The sequence below is a fragment of the Variovorax beijingensis genome, from assembly GCF_003951285.1.
GTDB lineage: Bacteria > Pseudomonadota > Gammaproteobacteria > Burkholderiales > Burkholderiaceae_C > Variovorax > Variovorax beijingensis.
The window spans coordinates 76840-89040 of record NZ_RXFQ01000018.1 but is presented as its reverse complement, the minus strand read 5'-3'; the positions used below and the strand labels follow the sequence as shown (position 1 = coordinate 89040).

At 63.2% G+C, this 12201-nt stretch carries 12 protein-coding genes; 8 read left to right on the top strand and 4 right to left on the bottom strand.

Annotated elements, in window-relative coordinates; genetic code table 11:
• Window positions 1-13: 13 nt before the first annotated feature.
• From EJO66_RS25580 to EJO66_RS25560, 4 genes are all read right to left on the bottom strand, one after another.
• The gene (locus tag EJO66_RS25580; RefSeq protein ID WP_125966479.1) at window positions 14-397 is read right to left on the bottom strand and encodes a hypothetical protein; all 384 of its coding nucleotides are present in this window, start codon (window positions 395-397) and stop codon (window positions 14-16) included.
• 727 nt (window positions 398-1124) lie between these two features.
• Window positions 1125-2060 (bottom strand): hypothetical protein, encoded by a 936-nt coding sequence (locus EJO66_RS25575; RefSeq protein WP_125966478.1) that lies wholly within the window; start codon window positions 2058-2060, stop codon window positions 1125-1127.
• Complete coding sequence (locus EJO66_RS32655; RefSeq protein WP_164547901.1) at window positions 2057-3301, bottom strand: hypothetical protein; 1245 nt, start codon at window positions 3299-3301, stop codon at window positions 2057-2059. Before EJO66_RS32655 ends, EJO66_RS25575 begins: the two co-directional genes overlap by 4 nt.
• Window positions 3302-3306: 5 nt before the next feature.
• Entirely contained in the window at window positions 3307-4281 is a 975-nt protein-coding gene (locus EJO66_RS25560; protein WP_240648777.1) for a Bug family tripartite tricarboxylate transporter substrate binding protein, read from the bottom strand.
• A 116-nt stretch (window positions 4282-4397) separates the two neighbouring features.
• Between EJO66_RS25560 and EJO66_RS25555 the strand changes: the two genes are divergently transcribed.
• The 8 genes from EJO66_RS25555 to EJO66_RS25520 all read left to right on the top strand — a co-directional run bounded on the left by EJO66_RS25555 (window position 4398) and on the right by EJO66_RS25520 (window position 12169).
• Complete coding sequence (locus EJO66_RS25555; protein ID WP_164547900.1) at window positions 4398-5339, top strand: LysR family transcriptional regulator; 942 nt, start codon at window positions 4398-4400, stop codon at window positions 5337-5339.
• Window positions 5340-5510: 171 nt separating this feature from the next.
• Window positions 5511-6602 carry an IS630 family transposase gene (locus EJO66_RS25550; RefSeq protein WP_125966474.1) on the top strand — a complete coding sequence of 364 codons (1092 nt, stop codon included), beginning with the start codon at window positions 5511-5513 and terminating at the stop codon, window positions 6600-6602.
• Window positions 6603-7195: 593 nt separating this feature from the next.
• On the top strand, window positions 7196-8089 hold the full coding sequence (locus EJO66_RS25545; RefSeq protein ID WP_125966473.1) for a DMT family transporter: 894 nt from the start codon (window positions 7196-7198) through the stop codon (window positions 8087-8089).
• Between the two features lie 84 nt (window positions 8090-8173).
• The gene (locus tag EJO66_RS33395) at window positions 8174-8365 is read left to right on the top strand and encodes a 2Fe-2S iron-sulfur cluster-binding protein (protein ID WP_125966532.1); all 192 of its coding nucleotides are present in this window, start codon (window positions 8174-8176) and stop codon (window positions 8363-8365) included.
• Window positions 8366-8874: 509 nt separating this feature from the next.
• A complete protein-coding gene (gene yghU, locus EJO66_RS25535) occupies window positions 8875-9750 on the top strand; it encodes a glutathione-dependent disulfide-bond oxidoreductase (protein WP_125966472.1) in 876 nt (291 codons plus the stop codon).
• Window positions 9751-9871: 121 nt separating this feature from the next.
• Entirely contained in the window at window positions 9872-10585 is a 714-nt protein-coding gene (gene gstA / locus EJO66_RS25530; protein ID WP_223262389.1) for a glutathione transferase GstA, read from the top strand.
• 32 nt (window positions 10586-10617) lie between these two features.
• Window positions 10618-11709 (top strand): alkene reductase, encoded by a 1092-nt coding sequence (locus EJO66_RS25525; RefSeq protein ID WP_124960659.1) that lies wholly within the window; start codon window positions 10618-10620, stop codon window positions 11707-11709.
• A gap of 115 nt (window positions 11710-11824) precedes the next feature.
• The gene (locus tag EJO66_RS25520; RefSeq protein WP_124960658.1) at window positions 11825-12169 is read left to right on the top strand and encodes a carboxymuconolactone decarboxylase family protein; all 345 of its coding nucleotides are present in this window, start codon (window positions 11825-11827) and stop codon (window positions 12167-12169) included.
• Window positions 12170-12201: the final 32 nt, after the last annotated feature.

The following is a 12201-nucleotide window of genomic DNA, read 5'->3' as shown; positions in this document are numbered from 1 at the left end:
TGAGCTCCGGCGTTCAGCGCGAGGTGACGCCATCGGAGATGCCCGCCTGGCGTGTCGGGAGCACCCCGTGGATGCCGTATTGGGCAGGCACCCGGCTGTTGACGAAGGCCTCGACATAAAGGTTCTGGCCTGGCGCGTGAGCAAGTGCGCGGGCTTCGGACCGCACTGCAGAGCGGTCGAGCGGGGACGCCGGTGCCGCAGCCACACCTGAGGAGGCGCCATCGGCATAGGCATCTGCGGAGTGCGCAGCCGCGACAGCCTGAGCGCGAACGTCGCTGCGGCTGAGCGTCGAGTGCGCCTGCAACACGCCCTGATATTCCTCGGCATGGGCCTGCGCCCCGATGAGAGCGGCAAGGATGGAGAACGAGGCAGCACTGGCGATCCGAGAGAACTTCATGGTGATTCCTTGGTGATGGAGTGAGCTTGGGTAGGGAGCGAATGAATTGTTCGCCACGCTCTACCCTTCCAGCGCACATTGCGTATGCCTATGTGTCAGCCCTGAAATTGCACACACTACGTTTCCAAGTCGTCGAAACAGGGCCGGGCATCAGCCAGGCCGAACCGCGCTGAAACTGCCTTCGCCGCCGCTTCTTCGAGACGTGCCGGTCAACAGCGGCCCATGGTTTTCCCTTGAGAATCCCGAACGGGTACTGTCGTCCGGTTGAAACCAATTTTCCAGCGTCATCACTCAGGAACAATCGGCAGCAATCGCTGCATTGATACATCGGACGAGTTACGCGTCTCATCTCCGCCCAGACTTCACCGCCTGCTTCGATTCTCTCCGAAGCGCCCTCGTACAGTTGGTCGGGGATGAAGTGGGCCTTGTGTGGTAGTCGGTGTTGTCTCGCACAACAGCTCCGCATGGACATACGAATTTCACAACGTTTCTCTCAACATCTGTGGCCTACCTGAGCAGACGAGCTCCTGCTGCCTTTCGCGTCTGGGTGAACGTATCCGCGGATAGAGGACTGTCGGCACCGCTTTCGCACGAAAACTGGAAGCCCAGTTGCTATGGCCAACCTGCATCAACTGCTGGGCACTCGCGATCATCACAGCAACCAAAACACCCTGCTATCGGTGACGGATCGTCTCTCTTGGCCTCAACTCACGAGCAGCGGGTGCTATCACAAGGACGTACCCGTACATACCGTAGACGGCAATCGAGCCAAGCCTATAGCCTGCTCACCGCCCGCGGCATACAACAGATATTCCTTGCCCTCATCGACGAACACCGCAGGATCGCGCAGCTGCTGCACCAACTCAAAGACAGGGCCGCGGCGTGATGGTGCGCCAGGCATTGCAGCACCCTCCCAGACCCGTTCAGGCTGCAGCAGCGTGGTGACATCCCCGTGCCTCCAGGCGGTCCAATCGGATCTGAGGTCGACGGTGGTGTGAAGGATGCGTTCCGGCGTGTCGCCTACTCGCGAGAAATAGACGTGCAGCAGCGGGCCAACCACACGTACTGCGCAATGCCGGAAGCTGGGTTCGAATGGCACCGGGCCAAGCTCGAAGCCGCCGCGTTCGTCCTCGCGATAGAAAGCTCCGGGCATTGCCAGGGCATGCTGGCGTCCCTGCCACTCGAACACGCGGAAGTAGGAGGCTCCCAGCACCCGTGGTTGTGCCGAGAAGTGCAAGCCATCATCTGAAATGGCCAGCTTGCTGCGCTGGTTGCCGATCCAGCGCGCCGCTTCCCCAAACTGCGTTTCGTGCCCGTCCGTCTGGCCCGCAGCGAACGCCACACCGTGAAAGTACATGCGTATCTTTCGCACAGCGTGATCCACATGCACGTCGGGCGAGGCAACGTGATCGGAGCAACTCGAATCTGCAACCGGCAATACGCCCGGTGCACGGATGGTCCACGGGCCCATCAAGTCATCAGCGTAGGCGAGCCGGATGTGCTGGCCCTGATGGTGCGCAAAATACAGGTAGTAGCGCCCGAGCGGGTTGGGCAGCCAATCGGGCACCCGAATCAGCGACGGGCCATTGATGTTGTTGCCGAGCGAGGCATCGAGTCCCGCATGTATGAGGGGCTGCGACAGGCAGCGCTGCGCACGCATCATGCGACGTCCTCCGAAGTCGGCCTGGTCTGGCGATGGACAGTTTCCACCACCGCCATGTGCGCGCGAACAACCGGTGCCAGCAGACGGGCATCGACCTCTCCAAGATCATCTGCACGCGTGTGAAAGCTTCGCGGTATGCCCAATACCGCCAGCGCTCGGCTGTAGCCGCGCTCCACGATCGCGCCAATTTCGCTGACGCCAGTCACCGGTGCCGTAACTCGCTCCAGCCCAGGTAAACCGCGAAAGGCCGCCCGCGCGGCCTCTTGTAGCAATTCAGTCGCCATCGTCATGCGGTTCGCATCGGCCGAAGGAAGGTCGAAGAGCTCGCCGCGGATTTCGAGCCGGTCACGCACCGCGAGCGCTGCGCCCAGATGAACCCATGCCAAGGTGTCGGCGGGCGCGGGGGCTTGTGACAGTGCGCGGTGCGCGCCGGCAAACCGGTACTCATGCGCCCCTGTATTCAGCAGGAACAGGGAGAGGTCTGGAAAGCGCTCGACAGCCCAGGCCGCCATCGCCAGAAATGCCGCCGTTCCCGTGCCGCGTTCGGCAACGCAGCCGAACCAGCCGGTGCGTGGCGTCGACAGGCACAGCCATCGCGGGCCGCGCCGCAGCGTGGCTTGCAGATTCATGGTCTGCCGCACGTTCGTCTGGCCATGCAGAAACAGCGTGGCGGGCAAGCCGCTGTGCGCTGCGCGCAAGAAGGGTTCGGCAAGCGCCGGCGCGAGAACCGCAACGGGCACCGGTGCGACGGGTGCCCCGATACCGGCGTTCAATGCGACCACCTCACCGGTTGGGCCGACCGGCACGATGACCAGAGCGACGGCACCCGCGGCCGACGCAGCCGCAATCAAGGGCGCAACGAGAGGTGAGTCGATCGAGGCATGGCGTGCATGTGGCAAGACCAGCAGCGCAATGCGGCCGGCCGCATTCATCGCCTCATACGGCGCGCGCACCACCGCCAACGGTGCGCGCAGGCCTTGTATTCCGGTTGAAGTGACGGGCGACTGCCAGTACACCGGCGCCGTGGCCTCGCCCACAACCAGGCGGCAATCGATCGGATCGAAGAAAGGCACCTCGATGCCCTGATGCTCAACGTCATAGCCCAACTCGGCGAGGCGGCCCGCGATCCACTGCGTGGTTGCCGCGTCGCCGGGTCCCCCGGAGATCTTGTCTCCCAAAGCGGCATGTCGAACCATGTCAGCCGCCAGGGTGCGGGTCAGCGCATCCATCTCTTCATCCATGCGAATCATTCCTTCTGCACACCCAGGGACGCGGCGATCTTTCCCCAGCGTTCGTACGCTTCGCGGACCATCGCTGCAAATTCCGAAGGCGTCGAGGAGGCCGCCTCGTACCCGCCCTTCTCGAATTCACGCTTCAGTTCGGGTGTCGCAAGCACCTTGACGAGCGCCGCGTTCAGGCGTGCCGTGATGGGTGGCGGCAGGTTCGCTGGCGCAAAGACGCCGACCCAGCCGTCGATGTCCAGACCCGTGCCACCTTGCTCCACCAGTGTCGGCACGCCAGGCAGCAGCCGCGAGCGCTGCGGCGCCGCGATGCCGATCAGCCTGACGTTGCCAGTGCGTACGAACTGCAAGGCCCCGCCCGCGGCGGCGAACATGATCTGCACGCGCCCGCCGACCAGATCCTTCTGCACGTCACCGGCACCCTTGTAGGGAATGTGCACCATGTCGAGGCCGTAGTGCCTGGCCATCCACTGGCCGAAGAGATGCGACGAACTGCCCTTGCCGAACGAGGCGTAGTTCAGCTTGCCGGGGTTGGCCTGGGCATAGGCCACGAGTTCCTTCAGATTCTCCGCCGGCACCGACTTGTGGGCGACGAGCACGAGCGGACCGACGCTGGCAAGCGACAGCGGCGTGAAGTCCTTGAAGGGGTCGAATGGCAGCTTGGCGAACGAGTGCGGATTCTGGGCGAAGGGACTCAAGGGGCTGTAGAGCAGCGTGTAGCCGTCCGCCGCGGCGCGTGCGACTTCTGCAGTGGCCATGTTCATGCTCGCGCCGGGGCGGTTCTCAACGACCACCGTGGTACCCAGTTCCTTGCGCAGCTGCTCGGCCAGGAAGCGCGCCTGCTGGTCCGTCGGCCCGCCTGGGGCAAGACCGACGACGAGGCGGATTGCTTTGCCGCCCGTCGGAAAATCGGCTGCGGTCGCACTCATCGCTGGCAGCGACAACAGAGTGGTAAGCAGCGCGGCAAAACATCTTCTCATCAGACCTGTCTCCATTTATTGGCGCAGGAGCGCCGTTGACACAGCATAGGTCGCACGACACATATCAGAACAGTGATATATTTTCAATTAGTCATAACTTGATGGAATGGCTTGCCATGTCAGATGATCTCGATAGCCTGGTGTCACGCCTGCGCTTCCGGCATCTGCGGTTGCTGGTGGAACTGCACCGCTGCGGCACCCTGAGCAAGGCCGCCGCCACGCTGCATCTGTCTCAGCCCGCGTTGAGCAAGACGCTCAAGGAGGTCGAAGATGCCTTCGGGTTTCCATTGTTCCGGCGCGGCGCTCGCGGCTTGGCGCCCACGACACGCGGCGAGGTGATCGTGCAAGGCGCGGCAACGCTGCTGGCGGCGCTCGGACATCTGAGCGAGTCGGCACAGGCCTCCAGTGAAGTACCCGTTGCGATGTTGCATCTCGGCGCACCACCCGCCGTGGCGGCCGGCGGTGCGCTGCCCGCTGTGCTGGCATTGCTGCAGGCTCGTAGCGAGCGCGTCGTCGTTCGGCTGCGCGAGCAGGCGGTACCGCAACTGTTCGAGGCCTTGTTGCAGGGAGAACTCGATGCCTTGTTGACCTCGTTCAATCAAGCAGCGTTTGCCGCCAAGCGAGCCACGCGTCTGGTCTACAAGCGTTGTGCAGAGCACGAGTACGTGGTGATCGCCCCGCCCACGCATCCCTTGGCAAGAAGAAGACGCGTCGGGTGGGATGCGCTTGTGGATGCCCAATGGATCATGCCGGAGCCGGCGCTGCTGAGCCGCCAAGCGCTTGAGAGCCAGTTCCTGCGGGCGGGTGTCGCAGTACCAGCACCGTGCATCGTCTCGAACAACCCAGCCACCAACGTGCAACTGGTGGCCGCCGGGGCGGGGCTGGCCGCGGTGCCACGGGGCATGGCCACGGCAGAACAGCGCTTGGGGCGGATTGCGGTTCTGCGCGTCGAGATGACGCCCTCTCGGGTGCCGGTCGCGCTTGTTTACCGCGCCGCGTCAGCCGGTGATCCGGTGATAAAGCTGCTGCACGCTGTCGTTCACGAACTCACGGTTTAGCAGACTGAATCGGACGCTGGCTTGCATTGAGATTGTGGCGATGCCGTCCGAAGCGGCATGCCCTGCCTGCAAAGGGCCAGCTGCAGTCCAAACAACCTAGTGTGCTGTCCCGCAAATAACTGGCATTAATTCTGCATGTCGATGCGGTATCTTGGGAACGGAGATACCGCGATGAGAACAGGCAGGCCGAAGGCAGAGTTGGTGTTGAGTGACGACGAGCGAGCGCAGTTGCAGGCGTTCGCGCGCAGCCGCTCGCTGCCCGCCGCGCTGTGCAATCGTGCGGGCCTCGTGCTGGCCAGTGCAGCGGGCGAGCCGAACAACGCGATTGCCGCGCGGCTGAAGATGACCAAGCAAACAGTGGGCAAGTGGCGCACGCGATTCATCGATCGGCGCATCACCGGGCTGTACGACGATGTGCGCCCGGGCAAGCCGCGCACGATCGACGATGAGCGCGTGGCGCAGTTGATCAAGACGACTCTGCACACCAAGCCAGCCAACGGCTCGACGCACTGGAGCGTACGCACGGTGGCCGCCGACACAGGCATCTCCAAGACCAGTGTGCAGCGCTACTTCCAACTCTTTGGCCTGCAGCCGCACCGTACCCAGAGCTTCAAGCTGTCCAATGACCCGTTCTTCATCGAGAAGCTGCGCGATGTGGTCGGCCTGTACCTGAGCCCACCGGACAACGCGCTGGTCATCTGCGTGGACGAGAAGAGTCAGTGCCAAGCGCTGGAGCGCACGCAGCCAATGCTGCCTATGGGGTTTGGCTATGTCGAGGGCTTCACCCACGACTACAAGCGCCATGGCACGACCACGCTGTTTGCGGCGCTGAACGTGCTCAACGGCGCGGTGCTTGCGGCGTGCAAGCCGCGCCACCGGCATCAGGAGTTCCTGTCGTTCCTGCGCGAGATCGACAAGGCCGTGCCGCCTGAGTTGGACATCCACTGCATCGTCGACAACTACGCCACTCACAGCCATCCGAAGATCAAGGCGTGGCTGGCGACTCGGCCGCGCTGGCACATGCACTTCATTCCGACCTACAGTTCCTGGCTCAATCAGGTCGAACGCTTCTTCGCCCTCATCACCGACAAGACCATCCGCCGCGGCTCGTTCTCCAGCGTCAAGCAACTCGTGCAACGCATCGACCGCTTCGTCACCGCTTACAACGCCGACTGCCGGCCCTTCAAGTGGACCGCCACCGCCGACTCGATCCTCGAAAAGCTGCATCGACTTTGCTCACGTATCAGCGGGACAGGACACTAGCTTTGCCGCGACCATTGCGCGCTTATCTCGCGAGCTCCGTCGCCTCATCCTGGGCAAGGGGACGGGTGATAGCCTCCAGGGCAGCTTCGAATCCTTGGAACTTGCTGATCACGATTGCACTGCCGCTAGCAGCCAGACCGCTCCCGAGATCCTGGAAGCGGTCCTCCGACGCTATGACCGCGGGCTACCTTGTGCGCCCCGGCCAGACGGCCGGAGGAATCAACGCGAGTTTGATTTGTCACCTCATCCGACCCGAATCGCGAAATAGGCTTCCTCAGCATCGTCGAGACCGCGGAAGCCCGTCGCGCTGGCCGCCACGAAGGCCTTCATCAGCGCTTGGCCAAATTCACCTCGTCTTTCGCAAGACCGCCTTCCGCCCGACTCGCTCACGCCCTGGAGCGCCCAGCGCCGGTACCACGTCTTTGCCCAGTTGCGGGTCAAGTCCACGCCGGAAGCGTTACTCCGCCGCCTTGACTGCATCGGCCGCCGGATGCGGATAGCCGCTTCCGGGCCAAGACCGACCTTCCCAGCACCTATGCTAGGCGGTTATGAACAAGTCCTGTCCCCTGGCCATTGCTGTGAGATAACCGACCATGCCCTCGACCGGAACTCTGCGCGGCATCACCGCGATGCTGCTGGCCTGCGCCTTCTTTGCCTGCATGGACGCGCTGCTCAAGAGCCTGGCCGGACATTACCCGCCCGTGCAAGTAATGGCACTGCGGGGACTCACGGCGCTACCCCTGGTGTGCCTGTACATCGTGTGGCGGCGCGAGACAGCAGGCGTTTTCAGGCGCCGGCTGCGTTGGCGCCTGCACCTGCTGCGCATCGCGCTGAACATGACGATGCTTGTGCTCTTCGTCTATGGCCTGAAGACCCTGGGCCTGGCAGAGGCCTACACACTCACTTTCATCGCTCCGCTGCTGATGGTGCTCATCGCCGTGCCGATGCTGGGCGAGTCGGTCCAGCCGCGACACTGGATCGCCATCGGGCTGGGCTTCGTTGGTGTCGTGATTGCACTGCGGCCCGAGCAGGGGGCCTTCCTCTCGGTGGGCGCTCTGGCGATCCTGGTGGCCGCAGTCTGCTATGCGCTGTCGAACATGCTGGGCCGGCTCATCAGCCGCACCGAATCGAGCGCCGCCCTGGTCTTCTGGAGCACGGCCGGCATGGCTGTGGGCGGTGGCCTGCTATCGGCGCCGCAATGGGTGCCAATCCAGGGGCAGCACACATGGGTGCTGACAGGTTTGGCCATCAGCGGCTTTCTGGGCCAGATGGCCATCGCCGAGGCCTTCCGCCACGGCCAGGCCGCCGCCATCGCCCCCTTCGAATACAGCGCCCTCGCCTGGGCGCTTGTGCTGGACTGGGCGTTCTGGCAGGCCACGCCCGATGCATGGACGCTGGGCGGCGGCGCGTTGATCATTGCGAGCGGGCTGTGGCTGGCGCACATCGAGGCTCCAGGGGCCGCGCGACAAGAGGGACAAGCCGCCTGAGCTACTGCTAAGTGCGCGTGCGAGGCCACAGGCTGTTGCGGCAAGTCTGGGTAGGAAGCTCTAGCTGCTGCACGACGGCTTGGCATCTTTCCAGCCGCACCCAGATCCGCTCCCGGTCGGGGCCGGTGCCGCCGTGGCGTCTGCGGCTCGTGCCTCACCGAGGTCGTGCGAGGACAGCCCATCCACCGTGACACCCTCTCCCCCGGCGTGCGCATCGGCGCAATGTCCACCTGCGTATCTTGGGCCGAGGGTCCGGAACTGGAGTTCAACCTGTAATCGCGAACTGCCGACCCCCGTCCTTCCGAGGGATGCGGCCTCGCGCGTTGTCCAGAGCGGCTCGGCACGGGGTTACCTCGCAGCAAGCGAATCCTGCGTTCGTGCAACGCGATGGCCGCGCAGCCTGCACAAGACCAGCGCACCGAGATTGAAAGCAGCCTGGATCTCCATCGGCACTGTTCCGTCGGCTGAACGGTGAATTCGCCTTCAACTGGTTTATCAATTTAACCGTCTCTGTAGAATTTTTTGCATGCGATGCGAAGTCAGTCAATCTGCTAAATGTCCATTGACGAGTATTTAAAAAATCTTGAATTGATGGGATCTAAATTTCAGCCTTGCTGTACTCGTGATTGGCCGACCCGGCAGTGCCGACAACGCAATTCGAGAGTGACTGCGACCCTTCCGAATAACGCAACGATCAAGGTATGCAAAGTCACTAGATGCTCACCCATTGAATTCTCCACCTCGAACCTCCTAATTCCGAAATCCTGTCTCACACGGAGCAACCGATGACCGATTCCATAGTTCCAAATCAACCTGCCGACTATGTTCCAGCCAAAGTGTGGAGCCCGAAGAACAACTATGGCGGTACGTTCGGCAGCATCAACCGCCAGGTTTCCGGCGCCAGGTTCGAGAAGGAGTTGCCGGTCGGCAAGCATCCTCTGCAGCTGTATTCGCAGGGAACCCCGAACGGACAGAAGATCACGATCATGCTGGAGGAGCTTCTGGCGGCCGGTCATCCGGGTGCCGAATACGACGCCTGGCTGATCGATATCTTCAAAGGCGATCAATTCGGAAGCGGCTTTGTGGGCATCAATCCCAACGGCAAGATCCCGGCGCTCGTCGATCACTCCACGGATCCGGTCACGCGCGTTTTCGAGAGCGGCTCCATCCTCGTTCATCTTGCAGAACGATTCGGCGCATTCCTGCCGGCCGAAGGTCGGGCGCGGACGGAAACGTTCAACTGGCTCATGTGGCAGATGGGCTCGGCCCCCTTCGTCGGCGGAGGCCTGGGCCACTTCTACGCCTATGCACCGCTGAAGATCGAGTATGCGATCGACCGGTACGCGATGGAGACCAAACGGCAGCTGCATGTGCTGGACACGCATCTGGCCATGCACGAGTTCCTCGCTGGCGATCAGTACACGATCGCGGACATGGCGGTCTGGCCGTGGTATCCGGGCAGCCTCTATGGCGTCTACAACACGCACGAGTTCCTCGCGGTTGAGGAATACACGCATCTGCTGCGTTGGTACAAGGCGATAGCAGCGCGCCCCGCCGTGGCGCGGGGCAGGGTCGTCAACCGCGTTTCCGGAGAGCCGGGCACCTTCCTTCGCGAACGCCACGGCGCCAAGGATTTCGAGTCGTTGCTCCGCGTCGAATAGTCCGCACTCCCACCCCCAAACTGCCCGACCACGCCGCGCGCACGCGTCTCGGCCCTGGTCCGGGCCAGTAGCAATTCAACCGTGCCTCCCAGGGCTGTGGCTTCGCCCCTGGAGCTGCCGCATGGACATCCCTGCGGCGCATCCAAGCACTGAGGCAATTTCCCAGTCCAGCAGGCCGCTGTTAACGGCTGCGCTTTTTCAACCACCAAGGTTTTTTATTATGAAACTGTATTACTCCCCTGGCTCTTGCGGGCTTGCTTCTCAAATCGCGTTGCGCGAGGCCGGACAGGCGTACGACCTGATCAAGGTCGACTTCAAGACCAAGACGACAGTCGAAGGCGACTACCTCAAGGTATCGCCCAAGGGCTTCATCCCTGTGCTGAAGATGGACGACGGCGACCTGCTCACCGAGGGGGCGGTCATCCTGCAGTGGATTGCAGACAAGAACCCGGCCGCCAACCTTCTCCCACCGTTCGGAACCCGGGAGCGCTACACGGCGCTGGAGTGGCTCAATTTCGTGGCGAGCGACCTGCACAAGGGCATGGCCGTGATGTTTTCGCCATTCCTCGACGAACCGACGAAGCAACGGTTTGCGGACGGTAACCTGACCAGCAAGTTCGAATACATCGACGAACACCTGTCTCGGAACGACTACGTCCTGGGCGCGCAATTCTCGGTCGCCGATGCGTATCTCTACAACGTCCTGTCATGGCCGTCGCGGGTGGGGATCGACATCACCGGCTACGCCTTCATCCAGAAGTTCATGGCACGCATGGAACAACGGGTCAGTGTGCGCGCGGCTTTGCAAGCCGAAGGCCTCCTGGTGAATGCCTGAGCCCCCAACAACTTCCGAAAACCTTCACTCACATGCCGACACTTTTCGATCCCATCGCGCTGGGCGCGCTCAACGCGGCCAATCGCACCTTCATGGCGCCACTGACCCGGGCGCGCGCCACCCGCGACCATGTGCCGACGCCGATCATGGCCGACTACTACGCGCAGCGCGCCACGGCCGGGTTGATCATCGGAGAGGCCACTGGCATTTCACGCCAGGCCGTTGGCTGGCCCTATGCACCGGGACTGTGGTCCTCCGAGCAGGTCAAGGCCTGGATGCCCGTCACGCAGGCAGTGCATGACAAAGGCGGGCTCATCTTCGCGCAGCTTTGGCACATGGGCCGCATGGCCCACTCGGCCGTGACGGGCCGTCAGCCTGTATCGGCCAGTGCCACGGCCATGCCGGGAGATGCGCACACCTACGAAGGAAAGAAGCCTTTCGAGATCGCAAGACCGTTGGCCGCCGAGGAGATCCCAGGCCTGATCTCCGACTACGTCAGCGCGGCAAGCAACGCCATGGCCGCGGGCTTCGACGGCGTTCAGATCCACGCCGCCAATGGCCAACTGCTCGATCAATTCCTGCGGGACGGAACCAACGCCCGGACCGATGAATACGGCGGCAGCATCGACAACCGGGTGCGTTTGCTGGGCCGGGTCACGCAGGCCGTTGCAGACGAAGTGGGCGCCGATCGCACGGCCGTGCGCCTGTCCCCCAATGGCGAGAGCTACGGCGTGGACGACAGCAATCCGGCGCCGCTGTTCACGGCCGCGGCGGAGATGCTGGACGCTATCGGTATCGCCTTCCTGGAGCTGCGAGAGCCTGGCCCGGACGGGACATTTGGCGCAACCGACGTCCCCCGACTGTCGCCTCAGATTCGCAGGCATTTCAAGGGCGCCCTGGTGCTCAACAGCGACTACGACGTGGCGCGCGCCAAGGCCGACCTCGACAGCGGCCTGGCCGATGCGATCAGCTTCGGACGTCCCTTCCTCGCCAACCCCGACCTCGTCTGGCGCCTGCGCCACGGCGCACCTTTGAACAAGGACGAGATGGCGACCTACTACAGCCAGGGAGCTGAGGGCTACACCGACTACGAGACGCTGATGGGCAGCAAAGCCCTTGCTTGAGCGACTGCCGCTGCCCGCGTCATCCGGCCGCGAGCTGGGGCGGCGGCATTCTTCCACTCCCACCGGACGCCACGTTGGTGCCGGCACCTACAACCCAAGAAAAGGAACAAGATTCATGATGCAAGATTGGAACGGCTACCGGACGTCTCTGCTGGAGCGCGTGGGCGACTTCGCCAAGCAAAGTCCCGACGTGATGCGCGGGATGGCGGCCCTGGACAACGCCGCCGCAAAGACCGGCCACCTGGAACCCAGGATCCACGAACTGATCTCCCTGGCCGTCGCCGTCACCACGCGTTGCGATGGCTGCATCGCCGTGCATACCAAGAAGGCCGCGGAGGCTGGCGCCTCGCTCGAGGAAGTTTCCGAGGCACTGGGCGTGGCCATTGCGATGAACGCCGGAGCGGCGCTCACGTATTCGGCCCGCGTGGTCGAAACGTACCAGCAACTGCCCGGCAAGTAAGCCGCTGCGTGAAGCGCCTTTGGCTGCGTCCC